The sequence below is a fragment of the Actinoplanes sp. NPDC024001 genome, assembly GCF_040638955.1.
Classification (GTDB): domain Bacteria; phylum Actinomycetota; class Actinomycetes; order Mycobacteriales; family Micromonosporaceae; genus Actinoplanes.
Window position 1 is genome coordinate 21,288 of record NZ_JBEZZB010000058.1, and the last position, 15,006, is coordinate 36,293.

A 15,006-nucleotide genomic window follows, 5' to 3' on the forward strand; every position below is an offset into this window, starting at 1 on the left:
CGGCGTCGTGTGTCACTCGGTCGGGGTCAGGACGACCTGGTCGGTGCCGGTCTGCGGCGGCGTGCCGGTGTCGGTGTACGACGCCACGAACACCGCCGTCAGGTTCTCCGCCCCGGCGTGCCCGCCGTCGACGAACGTGGTGATCGAGCCGGTGCAGCCCTGCGACGTGGAGAGCGGATGCCCGTGCTCGTCGTGACCGAGGATGTAGGTCACGGTCACCGCCGCGCAGTTGATCGGCGCGTCGTCGGTGACCTGCACCTCGTAGGTCACCGTGTCACCGAACTCGAACGGCTGGTCCTCCACCGGGGTGACGAAGGTGACCACCGGGGCGAGGGTGCCGACCGGCAGGATCACCTCGGCCGACGCGGACCGTCCGGTGCTGTCGGTGACCTTCAGCGTCGGGCGGTAATTGCCGTTCTCGGTGAACGTGTGGGTCGGGTTCGGCTCGCGCGAGTCGACCCGGCCGTCGGCGTCGAAGTCCCACGCGTACCGGATCGCGTCGCCGTCCGGGTCCGTCGTGCCGGCGCTGGAGAACCGCACGGTGAGCGGCGCCTGCCCGGAGGTCGGCGTCGCGGCCGCCTTGACGATCGGGGTGCGGTTGCCGCGGACGAAGTCGAACCGGGACAGCTGGGCGTCCGGGTTCTCGGCGAAGTACCCGTCGCCGTACTCCAGCACGTAGAGCGCGCCGTCCGGGCCGAACTCCAGGTCCATCGGGTTGTCGAAGACCAGCTCCGGCAGCACCGCGTCGATCTGCGTGACCTGGTTGCGCCGGTCCAGGTGGAACGCCTTGACGTAGTCACGGGTCCACTCGGCGAACAGCGGCAGCCCGTCGAAGGTCGCCGGCCACTTGAACGGCGACCGCGACCGCTTGTCGTAGTCGTAGGCCGGGCCGCCCATCGGGCCGATGCCGCCGGTGCCCAGCTGCGGGTGGGCGGCGTAGCTGTAGATGACCTCCGCCTTCTCCACCGGCGGCAGGTTGCGCAGGCCGGTGTTGCGCGGCGACTCGTTGACCGGCGCCGCGCAGTTGAACGGCGCCCCCGACACCCCGGTGGCGAAGTCGTAGTCCACATAGGGCATGTCCGGCGTCACGCAGTACGGCCAGCCGTAGTTCGCCGGCCTGTCGATCGCCATCCACCGCCCGTGCCCGGCCGGCCCGCGCGCCGGGTTGGGCCGCTGCGCGTCCGGCGAGTAGTCGGCCAGGTAGATCACGTTGGTGTCCGGGTCGACGGTGAACCGGAACGGGTTGCGCAGCCCCATCGCGTAGATCTCGGGGCGGGTCTTCGGGGTGCCCGGCCGGAACAGGTTGCCGCGCGGGACGGTGTAGCCGCCGTTGCGGCCGACCTTGATCCGCAGCAGCTTGCCGCGCAGGTCGTTGGTGTTGGCGGAGGTGCGCTGCGCGTCGAAGACCGGGTTGCGCTCGGGCCGCTCGTCGATCGGCGCGAACCCGTCGGACTGGAACGGATTGCTGTCGTCGCCGGTGGAGAGCAGCAGGTTGCCGTCCCGGTCGAAGTCGATCTTCCCGCCCACGTGGCAGCACTGGCCGCGGTCGGTGGGGACGTCGAGGATCCGCTGCTCGGTGTTCAGCTTGAGCGTGTTGCCGACCAGCTTGAACCGGGACAGCCGCAGCACGCCCCGGAACCGGGCCCAGTCGGCGGCGGTGCCCTCCTCGGGCGCGTTGCCCTCGTTGACGGTCGGCGTCGCCGGATCGTCGGTCGGTGTGTTCAGCGGCGGCGAGTAGTAGATGTAGACCCATTTGTTGTGCCGGAAGCCCGGGTCGATCGCGACGCCCTGCACGCCCTCCTCGTCGTGCTGGTAGACGGGGATGGTCGCGGCCAGGACGTTGCGCCCGGTGGACGGCTCGTGGATGCGCACCTGCCCGGTGCGGGCGGTGTGCAGCACCCGGCGGTCCGGCAGCACGGCGAGCGCCATCGGCTCGCCGGGGAAGTCGTTGAGGGTGACCTTCTGGAAGTCGGACGCGGGCGGCAACTCGTGGCCCGGGTGGGCGACGGCCGCGGTCGGCACGGCCAGCACGGCCACCCCGACGACGCTGATGATTGCCCGGGTACGCCGCATCAGAACCGCAACCCGGCCAGGTAGTCGTAGCCGACCTTCGCGGTGACGAGGGCGTCGGCGGGGGTCCGCGGCGGGCTGCCCGCGTCGTCGCGTTCCACGATGTACTCGACCAGGCCGGCCTCCCGGGACCGCTCGAAGATCCGGCCGAAGTCGATCAGGCCGGCGCCGGGGTCGGCGAAGCTGCCGTTCTCGTTGAGGTCCTTGACGTGCACCTGCCTGATCCGGCCGCGGTGCCGCCTGATCAGGTCGACCGGGTCGCTGGCGCCGCGGAACGCCCAGAACAGGTCCACCTCGAGGTGCATCAGGCGCGGGTCGGTCTCGCTGGTCAGGATGTCGAATCCGGTCACGTCGGTGCCGGACTGACGGAAGAACTCGTTCTGGTGGTTGTGGTAGCCGAAGCTCAGGCCGGCCCGCCGGGCCAGCTCGCCGGCCCGGTTGAGGTCGCGGGCGAAGGCCCGGTAGACCGCGGCGTCGCGGATCGGCCCGTTCGGGCCGGCCCCGAAGTAGGGGTGGACGATGAACCTGTTGCCGACGATCGCGGCGTCCTCCAGGGCCCGCTTCCAGGTGTCGGCGTTGAACGGCTGCGGGATGCCGACGTGGCCGGAGGTGGCCCGCAGGCCCGCCGCGTCCAGGGCGGCCCGGAACTGCGCCGCGGTCCGGCCGACGAAGCCGGCGTGCTCGACGCGGGTGTAGCCGATCTCGGCGAGTTCCTCGAGGCTCGCCTCCAGGTCGATGCTGAGCTGGTTGCGCAGGGTGTAGAGCTGGACGCTGATCTGGTCACGCGGGACGCGGTGGAGCGAACCTCCCCCGCCCGCCGCCGCGGCGCCGGGCACGGCGAGCGTGCCCGCGGCTCCAGCGGCGGCTGCTGCGCCGAGGAGCCGGCGGCGACTCAGTGACTGCGACATTGCGGTCCCCCCTCATATAGACACACCTACATGAGTGAGGACGTTACCGAGGGGTTTCGTCCACAGTGAAGTCAAGTTTCTTCAGAACAAGCAAAAGTTCCCTACTTGCCGACAAAACCTTCCTCGGCTGCGGTCGCGATCGCGTCGGCCAGGATGGCCAGGCCCTCCCGGGCCTCCGCCTCGGTCAGGGTCAGCGCCGGGCCCAGCCGCAGCACGTTGCCGTACAGGCCGCCCTTGCCGACCAGCAGACCGCGCTCGCGGCACAGGTCGAAGACCCGGACGGTGGTGGCGGCGTCCGGCTCGACGGTGCCGGGCCGCACGAACTCCAGGCCGATCATCAGGCCGCGGCCGCGGACCTCACCCAGGATCGGGTACGACAGCGCGCGCAGCCCGTCCAGCAGGATCGTCCCCACCCGTCGCGCGTTGCCCTGCAGGTCGTGGTCGAGCACGTAGTCGAGCACCGCGTTGCCGGCCGCCGCGCTCACCGGGTTGCCGCCGAACGTGGAGAAGCTGATCGCCGGCACCGCGTTCATCACCTCGGCCCGCCCGACCACACCCCCGAGCGCGAACCCGTTGCCGATGCCCTTGGCGAAGGTGATCAGGTCCGGCGTCACGCCGTGCGCCTGATAGCCCCAGAAGTGCTCGCCGGTGCGCCCCCAGCCGGTCTGCACCTCGTCCGCGATGAGCAGGATGCCGTGCTCGGCGAGCACCTTGCGGTACGCCCCGAGCAGCCCGTCCGGCCCGTGCACGAACCCGCCGACGCCCTGGACCGGCTCGGCGATCAGCGCCGCCACGTCCCCGGCGGTGACCGTGGCCAGCACCTCGCGCAGGTCGTCGACCGCCGCGTCGAGCAGGTCGCCGTCGGAGAGCCCGGCCATCCGGCCGCGCAGCCGGTCGGCCGAGGCCAGCCAGTTCACCGCGAGCGGGGTCAGCGAGCTGGAGGACCAGCTGCGGTGGCCGGTGACCGCCATGGCGGCGAAGGTCCGGCCGTGGTAGCTGTTCTTGATCGCCAGGATCTGGTTGGAGCGGCGCACGTTGCAGGCGAACAGCAGCGCCGCCTCGTTCGCCTCGCTGCCGGAGTTGGTGAAGAACACCCGGGCGTCCGGGATCCCGGAGAGCCGGGCGATCTTCTCGGCCAGCTCGACCTGCTGCCGGATCAGGTAGAGCGTGGAGGTGTGCGCGACCCCGGTGTCGATCTGCCGGCGGACCGCGTCGCTGATCTCGGCGATGTCGTAACCGATCATGGTGGTCAGCACGCCGCCGAAGAAGTCCAGATAGGACCGGCCGGTGGCGTCGGTGACCCGGCGGCCGCTGCCGGAGACGATCTCCAGAGCGTCGTCGCCGTAATAGACGGGCATCCAGCCGGGCATGACCGCCCGGTGCCGGTCGAGAAGACTCATCGAAGTTCCTCCTCAAGGAGACGTGTCAGCGCCAACCGTGGGGGTGGCCCACGCCGCGCCGGCCGCTGCCGCGGCTGTTCTGGAACGCCGCCGACGCGAGGACGCCGGCCAGCTCGTCGTAGCCGCCGGCCACCAGGCCGGCGGTGATCCGGAGGTGGTCGTCGGGGAGCGGGGTGACGCAGAACGGCGCGCCGGGCGCGGCCGCCACCCCGTGCGCGGCCAGCGCCACCAGGGCGTGCTGCTGGTCCGGGACGGTCATCCAGAGGTTGATCCCGTCGGCCGCGGTGGCCGCGACACCCCGGGTGTGCAGCGCCGCGAGCAGGGCGCCGCGCCGCGCCGCGTACGCCGCCCGGGCCGCGGCGACCTGGGCGATCGCGCCGGGATCGGTGAGCAGGTCGAGCAGCACGCCCTGCAGCAGCCGGCTGGACCAGCCGGGGCCGAGCAGCCGCCGGTCGGCGACCGCGTCGACCACGTGGGCCGGTCCCCCGACGGCGGCCAGCCGCAGGTCCGGCCCGTGGCTCTTGGAGAAGCCGGCCACCCGCACGGTCCGGTCCGGCAGGTGCGAGCCGATGCTGACCGGCGGCGCCGACGCGATGTCACCGGCGTGGTCGTCCTCGACGACCAGCAGGTTCGGCGCCTCCAGGAGGATCTCGGCGAGCGTCTCGGCCCGCTGCGGGCTCATGCTGACGCCGGTCGGGTTGTGGGCCCGGGGCTGCAGGAAGAGGGCGACCGGCCGGTAGTCGCGCAGCAGTTGCCGTAACGCCGCCGGGTCGAGGCCGCCGGCGTCCATCGGCACGCCGACCACGGTCGCGCCGACCACCTGCAGCAGGTCCAGCAGAGGGGCGAACGCCGGGTTCTCCACCAGCACGTGGTCACCGAAACGCAGGCCGGCGCCGGCGATCCGGTCCAGCGCGTCCATCGCGCCGTCGACCACGGTGAGCCGCTCCGGCGAGTACGGCCACCGCTCCCGCAGCACCGCCTCCAGGTCGGGCAGCACCGGAACGTCCAGATAGGAGCCCGCCCACCGGCCGTCCCCGATGCGGCGCAGCGACTCACTCAGGTCGGGCAGCAGCGCCGGATCCGGTACGCCGGTCGACAGATCCCGGGGCAGCGCCACCCGCATCCCGCTGAGCTGCGTGTAGCGCAACCGCTCGCGCGGCGGCAGCGGGCCGGCGACGAACGTGCCGGATCGCCCGCGGGTCTGGATCGCGCCGGCGTGGATGAGGCTGCGCCACGCCTCGCTGACCGTCGTCGGGCTGACCCCGAGCTCGCTCGCCACCGACCGCACGGTGGGCAGCCGCCCGCCCGCCGGCAGCCGTCCGGCGGTGATCAGGCGGCTCACGGCCGCGGCGATGCCCCGGGCGCTGCGGTCCTGGACCGCCCCGGTGATCAGGGTGAGCAAATTACCTCTCCGAAACAAACGGTTACGTAACGGCAATTGTTCGCTTCAATGTGTGTCGTTAGTGTCCTACGGCATCCGGCGTTCAGAAGCAAGCTCTGGCGCAGGACCTATCACAGGGAGTAGACACACGATCACAGGCGCTTTTTCGGGCGCACTGCGCGTGCGAAACGAAGAGAGGGGCCCGCAATGACGACCGGAGTCGTCCGCGCCGCCCTCGTCCAGACAACCTGGACGGGCGACAAGGAATCGATGATCAAGGCGCACGAGGACTACGCTCGTGACGCCGCCGCCCAGGGCGCGAAAGTGATCTGCTTCCAGGAGCTGTTCTACGGCCCGTACTTCTGCCAGGTGCAGGACGCGGCCTACTACGAATACGCGGAGTCCATCCCCGGCCCGACCACCGAGCGCTTCCAGGCCCTGGCCGCCGAGCTCGGCATGGTGATGATCCTGCCGATGTACGAGCAGGAGCAGCCCGGCGTGCTTTACAACACCGCCGCCGTGGTCGACGCCGACGGCAGCTACCTCGGCAAATACCGCAAGAACCACATTCCCCAGGTCAAGGGCTTCTGGGAGAAGTTCTACTTCCGCCCCGGCAACCTCGGCTACCCGGTGTTCGACACCGCGGTCGGCCGGGTCGGCGTCTACATCTGCTACGACCGGCACTTCCCGGAGGGCTGGCGGGCGCTCGGGCTCAACGGCGCGCAGATCGTCTTCAACCCGTCGGCGACCAGCCGCGGCCTGTCGGCGTACCTGTGGCAGCTGGAGCAGCCGGCCAGCGCGGTGGCGAACGAGTACTTCATCGGCGCGATCAACCGGGTCGGCGTGGAGCCGCTGGGCGACAACGACTTCTACGGGCAGACGTACTTCGTCGACCCGGAGGGCAAGTTCGTCGGCGACGTGGCGGACACCCACAACGCCGAGCTGATCGTCCGTGACCTGGACCTGAGCCTGCTCGAGACGGTCCGCAACCGGTGGCAGTTCTACCGCGACCGCCGCCCGGACAGCTACGACGGGCTGGTGGCGCCGTGACGACTCTCATCAAGGGCGGCACGGTCGTCGGCCCCACCGGAGCGGTGAAAGCCGACGTCCTCATCGAGGGCGAAACCATCGCGGCGATCTTCGCGCCGGATCAATCCCCACAAATCGACCATACGATCGACGCCACCGGCAAGTACGTCATCCCCGGCGCCGTCGACGCGCACACCCACATGGAGTTGCCGTTCGGCGGCACCCACGCCAGCGACACCTTCGACACCGGCACCAGGGCCGCCGCGATCGGCGGCACCACCACGATCGTCGACTTCGCGGTCCAGCGCTACGGCGAGGTGGTCCAGGACGGCCTGGCCGCCTGGCACGGCAAGGCCGACGGCAACTGCCACATCGACTACGCCTTCCACATGATCCTCGGCGGGGTGGACGACGACTCCCTCAAGGCGATGGACCACCTGGTCGCCAACGAGGGGATCAGCAGTTTCAAGCTGTTCATGGCGTACCCCGGGGTGTTCTACTCCGACGACGGCCAGATCCTGCGCGCCATGCAGAAGGCCCGCGACAACGGCGCCATGATCATGATGCACGCGGAGAACGGGCCGGCCATCGACGTGCTGGTCAAGCAGGCCCTGGAGCGCGGCGAGACGGACCCGATCCACCACGGCCTGACCCGCCCGCAGGAGCTGGAGGCGGAGGCCACCAGCCGGGCCATCTGGCTGGCGAGCGTCGCCGCGGACTGCCCGCTCTACATCGTGCACCTGTCCGCTTCAAAGGCACTGGAGCAGGTGGCCGCGGCGAGGAACAACGGCCGCAACGTGTTCGCCGAGACCTGCCCCCAGTACCTCTATCTGACGCTGGAGGACCAGCTCGGCGCGCCCGGGTTCGAGGGCGCCAAGTGGGTCTGCTCGACGCCGCTGCGCAGCAAGCACGAGAGCCACCGGGCCGACCTGTGGCAGGGGCTGCGCACCAACGACCTGTCGGTGGTCTCGACCGACCACTGCCCGTTCTGTTTCAAGGACCAGAAGGAGCTCGGCCGGGGTGACTTCTCCAAGATCCCGAACGGGATCGGCAGCGTCGAGCACCGGGTGGACCTGCTCTACCAGGGCGTGGTCGACAAGAAGCTGTCGCTGAGCCGCTGGGTGGAGACGATCGCGACGACCCCGGCGCGGATGTTCGGGCTCTACCCGCGCAAGGGCATCATCGCGCCCGGCTCGGACGCCGACATCGTGCTCTACGACCCGAACGGGCGCACCCGGATCAGTGTCGAGACGCACCACATGAACATGGACCACTCCGCCTGGGAGGGCTGGGAGATCGACGGGAAGGTCGACACCGTCCTGTCCCGCGGCGAGGTGATCGCCTCCGGTGGCGAGTACACCGGGCGGGCCGGCCGCGGCCGGTATCTCAAGCGCGGCCTCAGCGACTACCTGCTCTAGGGGGCCGGCATGGACATCGGTGTTGTCTTGCAGAACGACCCACCGGCGCTGGAGGTGGTCGAGTGGGCGAAGAAGGCCGAGGCGGCCGGTTTCAGTCACTTCTGGACGTTCGACTCGCACGTGCTCTGGCAGGAGCCGTTCGTCGTCTACTCGGCCATCCTCGGCGCCACCGAGCGGATCGTGGTCGGCCCGATGGTGACCAACCCGGGCACCCGGGACTGGACGGTGACCGCGTCGACCTTCGCCACCCTCAACGAGATGTACGGCAACCGCACCATCTGCGGCATCGGCCGCGGCGACTCGGCGCTGCGCGTCCTCGGCCTCACCCCGCAGACCCTGGGCCAGCTGCGCGAGAGCGTCCAGGTGATCAAGGGGCTGGGCAACGGCGAGAGGGTCACGGTACGCGGGAACGAGATCCAATTCGCCTGGGCGCCGGACAGCCGCCTGGAGGTGTGGGTCGCCGCCTACGGTCCGAAGGCCCTGGCACTGACCGGGGAGGTGGGCGACGGCTACATCCTGCAGCTCGCCGACCCGGACATCGCCGAGTGGATGATCACCGCGGTGCGGAACGCCGCGGCGAGAGCGGGACGGGACCCGGACGCGATCAAGTTCTGCGTGGCCGCCCCCGCCTACGTGGGTGACGACCTCGAACACCAGCGGGAGCAGACCCGCTGGTTCGGTGGGATGGTCGGCAACCACGTGGCCGACATCGTGGCCCGCTACGGCGGCAGCGGCGCGGTCCCGCAGGCGCTGACCGACTACATCAAGGCCCGCGAGGGCTACGACTACTCGGAGCACGGGCGGGCCGGCAACACCCACACCACGTTCGTGCCGGACGAGATCGTCGACCGGTTCTGCGTGCTCGGCCCGGTGGAGAACCACGTCAAGCGGCTGCAGGAGCTCAAGTCGCTCGGCGCCGACCAGTTCGCCGTCTACCTGCAGCACGACGCCAAGGCGGAAACCCTCGCCGCCTACGGCCAACACATCATCCCGGCGTTCGCATGAGGAGGGCCCTCGCGGTCCTCGCCGGGCTGGTGGCTTTCGCCCTGGTCTGGGAGGGCTACAAGGCGGTCGGCAACCCGGAGGGGACGGTGCTGTTCGGCGTGCGGGTGCTCCCGCGCGCCGACGACCTCTCCATGCCGCACCTGTGGACGATCGCCGAACGGCTCGGCGCACCCGAGCTGGCCGGCGGCCGTCCGGTGTGGCTGGTCGTCCTTCAGGCCTGCCTGTTCACCCTCGGCATCACCGCGGTCGGGTTCCTCGCGGGCGCCGCCGTGGGACTCGCCCTCGCGGTCGCCATGCAACGGTTCCGGATCGTCGAGCGCGGGCTCCTCCCGTACGTGATCCTCTCGCAGACCGTGCCCCTGGTGGCGCTCGCGCCGCTGATCGCCGGCTGGGGTGGCACGATCATGCCGCCCTGGGCGACGGTCTCGGTGATCGCCGCCTACCTGGCCTTCTTCCCGGTCGCGGTGGGCATGCTGCGCGGCCTGCAGTCGCCGGCCGCGGCCGGCGTCGAGCTGATGCGCAGCTACGCCGCCGGCTGGTGGCGCACGCTGGCGAAGCTCCGCTTCCCCGCGGCGCTGCCCTATCTCTTCCCGGCGCTGCGCCTGGCGGGCGCGGCCGCGGTGGTGGGCGCGGTGGTCGGGGAGATCTCCACCGGTACGCGGGGCGGCATCGGCCGTCTGATCATCGAGTACTCGCGGGAGGCGACCTCGGATCCCGCCAAGGTGTACACGGCCATGCTCGGGGCGGCGCTGCTCGGCCTGCTCGTGGCGGCCGCCGTGAGTCTGCTCGAAGTGCCGCTGATGCGGCACCGGCGCCACGTGGAGGTGGTGACCCTGTGAGTGCCGTGGTCGTCGAGAACGTCACGAAGGTCTTCAATCAGGGCCGGTCCGACGAGGTCACCGCGCTGTCCGAGGTGGATCTCAGCGTGGGCGACGGCGAGTTCGTCTCGCTGATCGGGCCGTCCGGCTGCGGCAAGAGCACCCTGCTGCGCCTGATCGCCGACCTGATCCCGCCGACCACCGGCACGGTCACCGTGGCGGACCGGCCGGCCGCGCAGGCCCGCCGCGAGCAGGAGTACGGCATCGCCTTCCAGCAGGCCGGCCTCTTCGAGTGGCGGACCGTCCGGCGCAACGTGGAACTGCCGCTGGAGCTGCGCGGCGTCGGCAAGGCGGAACGCAAGGCCAGGGCCGAGCAGATGCTGGAGCTGGTCGGCCTCGCCGACTTCGCCGGGCACTACCCGGGTCAGCTCTCCGGCGGCATGCAGCAGCGGGTCGCGATCGCCCGGGCCCTCGCCGTGCAGCCGCCCCTGCTGCTGATGGACGAGCCGTTCGGCGCGCTCGACGAGATGACCCGGGAGCGGTTGCAGTCCGAGCTGCTCGCCATCTGCGCCACCACCCGCACCAGCACGGTCTTCGTCACCCACTCGATCTCCGAGGCGGTGTTCCTCTCCGACCGGGTGGTGGTGATGTCCGCCCGGCCCGGCCGGATCACCGCGTCGATCGAGGTGAACCTGCCCTCGCGCGACGAGGCCGGCCGGCAGTCCCCGGTCTACTTCGACAAGATCACCGAGGTACGGAAGGCGCTCCGGGGATGAGGCGGGTCCTGCCGCCGGTGGTCGCCGGAGTCCTGGCCCTGGTCCTCTGGGAGCTGACCGTCACGCTCGGCCGGGTCGCGCCGTTCATCCTGCCGGCGCCCGCCGCGATCTGGCGGGAGCTGGTCGCGCAGCGCGGCAACGTCTGGGAGGCGGCCCTGGCCAGCGGCGCCAACGCCCTGGTCGGCCTGATCGCCGGCAGCCTGCTCGCGATCCTGGCGGCCCTCGCCGCGAGCCGGTTCTCGCTGCTCGGCGAGGTGTCGATCCCGTTCGCCGCGGTGATCAGCGCGCTGCCGATCATCGCGCTCGCGCCGATCCTCAACAACATGTTCGAGTCGACCAGCAGCGTCCCGCGCCGGATCGTCACCGCCATCGTCGTCTTCTTCCCGGTCTTCCTGAACACGCTGCGCGGGCTGCGCGAGGTGGACCCGGTCCACCAGGAGCTGATGCACACCTACGCGGCCGGCGGCTGGACCTTCGCCCGCAAGGTGCGCCTCCCCGGCGCGCTCCCCCACCTCTTCACCGGCCTGCGGCAGGCGTCGTCGCTGGCCGTGATCGCCGCGGTCGTCGCCGAGTACTTCGGCGGCCTGCAGGACGGGCTCGGCGCGCGGATCACCTCCGCCGCCGCGTTCACCGCGTACCCCCGTGCCTGGGCCTTCGTGGCCGGCGCCTGCCTGCTCGGTCTCACCTTCTACCTGGTCACGCTCCTGCTGGAGCGTCTGGCCATGCCGTGGAAAACCCGCCTGATCGACTAGGGGTTCTCATGCGACGACTGTTTCTCGTCTCCGTCCTTCTCCTCGCGGCGTGCGGCACCGCCGACACGCCCAGCACCCCCGCGCCCGGCGGCAGCGGTGCCCTCACCCCGATCAAGCTGCAACTGCAGTGGTTCTACCAGGCCCAGTTCGGCGGCTACATCGCCGCTGTCGACCAGGGCTTCTACAAGGAGCAGGGACTCGACGTCGAACTGCTCGAAGGCGGTGTCGACATCGTCCCGCAGACCGTGCTCGCCCAGGGCAAGGCCGACTACGCGGTGGCCTGGGTGCCCAAGGCGCTCGCCTCCCGTGAGCAGGGCGCCGGCATCACCGACGTCGGGCAGATCTTCGCCCGGTCCGGCACCTACCAGGTGGCGTGGGCGGACAGCGGCATCAAGACGGCCGCCGATCTCAAGGGCAAGAAGGTCGGCAACTGGGGCTTCGGCAACGAGTTCGAGCTGTTCGCCGGGATGACCAAGGCCGGGCTCGACCCGGGCAGGGACGTCACCCTGGTGCAGCAGCAGTTCGACATGCAGGCGCTGCTGAAGAAGGAGATCGACGCCGCCCAGGCGATGAGCTACAACGAGTACGCCCAGCTCCTCGAAGCGAAGAACCCGGCGACCGGCAAGCTCTACACCGCCGAGGACTTCTCGATCATCGACTGGAAGACCGAGGGGTCGTCGATGCTGCAGGACGCGGTCTGGGCGAACACCGAGAAGCTGAACGACCCGGCCTACCAGCAGCAGACGGTGAAGTTCCTGACCGCCACCATCAAGGGCTGGGCGTTCTGCCGCGACAACGCGGAGAAGTGCCGTGACCTGGTCGTCGCGAAGGGCTCGAAGCTCGGCAAGAGCCACCAGCTGTGGCAGATGAACGAGGTCAACAAGCTGATCTGGCCGTCCCCCGGCGGGATCGGCATGATCGACGAGGCGGCCTGGAAGCAGACCGTGGAGATCTCGCAGACCACGAAGAACCAGACCGGCGACACCGTGCTGACCAAGGCACCGGAGGGCCTGGCCTACACGAACGACTACATCAAGCAGGCGATCGAACAGGCCAAGGCCGCCGGCATCGACGTCACCGGCTCGTCGTTCCAACCCGCCACGGTGACCCTGCAGGAGGGCGGCGCTTGAGTTTGCTGACGGTCAGATCGGGATGAGGCGGGCGGCGAGGGCGACCGCGGTCAGGTCGCCCTTGCGCAGCTTCTGCGCGGCGTCGGCCTCGCCGAGCCCCTCCAGCCGGACGGCGGAGGCGTCGATCAGGGCGTCCTCGCCGTCCAGCAGGCGGCGCGCGATGCGGGCCTGGGCCGGGCTGAGCTCGGCGTACGCGCAGCGGTCCAGCGCGGCGACCGTCTCGTCGTCGAGCTCACCGGCGAGCGCCCGCTCCGTCACGACCTTCAGCAGCCAGCTCGGCCACCAGCTGTACTTGCCGATCACCTTCCCGGAGTGCAGCGCGGCGGACGGCGGCTGACCCGAGGCGAGCATCTTCACCGCCACGTCACCGTCGAACCGCTCGATCCGCAGCGCGCCGACGAAGATGCGCAGGATCGCCTGGGTCTTGACGAACTCCTCGGCCTCGTTCGCCGCCTCGCCGTACCGGCCCTCCAGGAGGTGGCAGAGCGCATACGCCTCGCGCAGCTCGAAGGCCTCGCCGGAGCGCTCGCCGAGCCGCTCCACCGTCGCGACCAGCCGCTCGACGCCTTTGAGGGCCCGCTCGGCCAGCTCCTCGCTGTTCGGCTTGTTCAGGTGCCGCACCACGATGTCCGCGGCGATCTCCGCCTCCCGCCGCAGGAGCGGGGAAGAGATCTTGGCGGTGATCAGGTCTCCCAGGCCCTCGGTCAGGTACGCCGTGTCGAACCGATCGGAGGCCTCTTGGAACTGCGCCCACCACGACGCCGGGTGTCTCCGCTGCTCAGTCACTCACTAAGCGTGACTGACCGATAACGCTCAGACCAAGGATTCGGCGGAACGGGCTTCGTGGGCCTACTCACGGCCGGTTTTCATCAACTGCCGGGGGTCCAGCAGCCCGGACTTGACCACGGTCCGGCTCAGCGGCCGGGTCAGCGCCGCCAGCCGCAGGCAGCCCTCCTCCCCCAGCACCCGGTAGGCCGACTCGGCCAGCCGGTCGGTGGTCGCCTCGATCTCGGCGCGCAACCGCCGCCCGGCCTCGGTGAGCCCGTCGGCGTCCAGCAGGCCCCGGCCGCGCAGCTCCTCGGTCGCGCCCGCCCAGGCTTCCCGGCTCCAGCCGCGGGAGCCGCGCAGGAACCGCTCGTCGATCTCGCCGCTGGCCACGTGCAGCACGATCGCCTCCAGGCCGCTCACCCCGGCCGCCAGCAGCGCCGCCACGTGCCCGTCGCCGCGGAACTCGCGGAGCAGCATCTGCGCGTGGAACAGCACCAGGTGCGGCTGCTCCGGCCAGGGCAGCTCGGCGTGCGCGGCGAAGAGCGGGCGGCCGTGCGGCCACCGCACCGCCGCCTCCGCCGCGGTCCGTGCCAGCCGGGCCGCCTCGGCCACCTCCGGGCCGGCCACGACCTCGGCGCCGAGGCCCCGGGTCAGGGCGGCGTCGGCCGCGTCGAGGCGGGCGGCGATCAGCGCGGCCGGGGTGGTCCGCTGCCACACGGCGGGCAGCACCCGCTCGACCAGGGCCGGGTTGAAGTTGTAGAAGGTGGCCGTCACGACGGCCGGGCCGACCGGGCCGAACGCGGCGCCGCGGGAGGCGAAATAGCCCTCGGTGGCGTCCAGCCCGCACCGCGAGTACTGCTCCGCGGCCTCCGGCACGAAGTAGACCAGCGCGTGCAGCGGCTCGGTGACCCGCCAGGCGAGACGGTCCGGGCTCTCGCTCACTCGTTCCCTGCCTTCCTTGTCATGCCCTCCTGGCCCTCGCCTGCGAGGTCAGAGGGCGGTGCGGCGAGGTGCCGCTCGGTGCAGTCGCTCATGACTTCCACGGCAGCTCCTCGACCTCGGCGGCGGACACGACCGTACCGGAGTGTTCCGGGGCGGGGCGCTCCGCGACCGTACGCCACTTCCCGGCGTGCCGCGCGGCCTCCCGGGTGACCAGGTGCACCGGCAGCGGGGGCGGCTCGAACGGGCCGGCGCCCCAGCGCACCCAGATGGCGACCCGGCCGGCGGCGGCCTCGGCGAGCAGCTTGTCGACCGTGCGCTGCCGGTCCAGCCGGTCCACCTCGATCGCGATCGGCGCGGCGCCGGGGCGGGCGCAGGCGACGTCCAGCACCGAGTTGCCGCGCAGCGGCGGGGGCAGCGGGAAGACGCTCGGCGCCCGGCGGTAGACCCGCCAGCCCTGCCAGTCGGCCCAGTCCGCGATCGCGTCCACGATCCGGGCGGTCGCCTGCTCGGCGGTCAGGTCGGCGAAGGTCAGCCGGTCCAGCCATGCCGCGAGCGATTGCGCCGTCCCGGTGCCGTCGTCCGCCGTGTCCACCGCCGTACCCTATCCGC

General features: G+C 71.1%; 14 protein-coding genes. 7 read left to right on the forward strand and 7 right to left on the reverse strand.

The features are described 5' to 3' along the window. Positions 1 to 12: 12 nt before the first annotated feature. From AB0F81_RS22965 to AB0F81_RS22980, 4 genes are all read right to left on the reverse strand, one after another. A complete protein-coding gene (locus AB0F81_RS22965; protein WP_360200431.1) occupies positions 13 to 2,073 on the reverse strand; it encodes a PQQ-dependent sugar dehydrogenase in 2,061 nt (686 codons plus the stop codon). Continuing rightward, positions 2,073 to 2,978, reverse strand: coding sequence for a sugar phosphate isomerase/epimerase (locus AB0F81_RS22970; protein WP_360200433.1), 906 nt, complete (start codon positions 2,976 to 2,978; stop codon positions 2,073 to 2,075). Before AB0F81_RS22970 ends, AB0F81_RS22965 begins: the two co-directional genes overlap by 1 nt. Positions 2,979 to 3,079: 101 nt before the next feature. Next, positions 3,080 to 4,378, reverse strand: coding sequence for an aspartate aminotransferase family protein (locus AB0F81_RS22975; RefSeq protein ID WP_360200435.1), 1,299 nt, complete (start codon positions 4,376 to 4,378; stop codon positions 3,080 to 3,082). A gap of 25 nt (positions 4,379 to 4,403) precedes the next feature. Next, complete coding sequence (locus AB0F81_RS22980; RefSeq protein ID WP_360200437.1) at positions 4,404 to 5,780, reverse strand: aminotransferase class I/II-fold pyridoxal phosphate-dependent enzyme; 1,377 nt, start codon at positions 5,778 to 5,780, stop codon at positions 4,404 to 4,406. A 186-nt stretch (positions 5,781 to 5,966) separates the two neighbouring features. Here AB0F81_RS22980 and AB0F81_RS22985 point away from each other — a divergent pair, with 186 nt between their 5' ends. Genes AB0F81_RS22985 through AB0F81_RS23015 form a run of 7 tightly spaced genes read left to right on the forward strand, consistent with a single transcriptional unit; the run spans position 5,967 to position 12,687 of the window. Then, entirely contained in the window at positions 5,967 to 6,809 is an 843-nt protein-coding gene (locus AB0F81_RS22985; RefSeq protein WP_360200439.1) for a nitrilase-related carbon-nitrogen hydrolase, read from the forward strand. Beyond that, positions 6,806 to 8,206, forward strand: a complete 1,401-nt coding sequence (hydA, locus tag AB0F81_RS22990; RefSeq protein WP_360200441.1) for a dihydropyrimidinase — start codon at positions 6,806 to 6,808, stop codon at positions 8,204 to 8,206. Before AB0F81_RS22985 ends, hydA begins: the two co-directional genes overlap by 4 nt. Before the next feature lie 9 nt (positions 8,207 to 8,215). Next, complete coding sequence (locus AB0F81_RS22995; RefSeq protein WP_360200443.1) at positions 8,216 to 9,211, forward strand: TIGR03842 family LLM class F420-dependent oxidoreductase; 996 nt, start codon at positions 8,216 to 8,218, stop codon at positions 9,209 to 9,211. Continuing rightward, positions 9,208 to 10,050, forward strand: a complete 843-nt coding sequence (locus AB0F81_RS23000; RefSeq protein ID WP_360200445.1) for an ABC transporter permease subunit — start codon at positions 9,208 to 9,210, stop codon at positions 10,048 to 10,050. The genes AB0F81_RS22995 and AB0F81_RS23000 overlap by 4 nt, the downstream gene beginning before the upstream one ends. Next, positions 10,047 to 10,805 carry an ABC transporter ATP-binding protein gene (locus AB0F81_RS23005; protein ID WP_360200447.1) on the forward strand — a complete coding sequence of 253 codons (759 nt, stop codon included), beginning with the start codon at positions 10,047 to 10,049 and terminating at the stop codon, positions 10,803 to 10,805. Before AB0F81_RS23000 ends, AB0F81_RS23005 begins: the two co-directional genes overlap by 4 nt. Continuing rightward, complete coding sequence (locus tag AB0F81_RS23010; protein WP_360200449.1) at positions 10,802 to 11,557, forward strand: ABC transporter permease subunit; 756 nt, start codon at positions 10,802 to 10,804, stop codon at positions 11,555 to 11,557. The genes AB0F81_RS23005 and AB0F81_RS23010 overlap by 4 nt, the downstream gene beginning before the upstream one ends. An 8-nt stretch (positions 11,558 to 11,565) precedes the next feature. After that, entirely contained in the window at positions 11,566 to 12,687 is a 1,122-nt protein-coding gene (locus AB0F81_RS23015) for an ABC transporter substrate-binding protein (RefSeq protein WP_360200451.1), read from the forward strand. Between the two features lie 12 nt (positions 12,688 to 12,699). Here AB0F81_RS23015 and AB0F81_RS23020 read toward each other — a convergent pair whose 3' ends face one another. From AB0F81_RS23020 to AB0F81_RS23030, 3 genes are all read right to left on the reverse strand, one after another. Further along, positions 12,700 to 13,473, reverse strand: coding sequence for a hypothetical protein (locus AB0F81_RS23020; protein WP_360200453.1), 774 nt, complete (start codon positions 13,471 to 13,473; stop codon positions 12,700 to 12,702). A gap of 63 nt (positions 13,474 to 13,536) precedes the next feature. Further along, on the reverse strand, positions 13,537 to 14,397 hold the full coding sequence (locus AB0F81_RS23025; protein WP_360200455.1) for a hypothetical protein: 861 nt from the start codon (positions 14,395 to 14,397) through the stop codon (positions 13,537 to 13,539). An 88-nt stretch (positions 14,398 to 14,485) separates the two neighbouring features. Then, complete coding sequence (locus tag AB0F81_RS23030) at positions 14,486 to 14,989, reverse strand: hypothetical protein (RefSeq protein ID WP_360200457.1); 504 nt, start codon at positions 14,987 to 14,989, stop codon at positions 14,486 to 14,488. Positions 14,990 to 15,006: the final 17 nt, after the last annotated feature.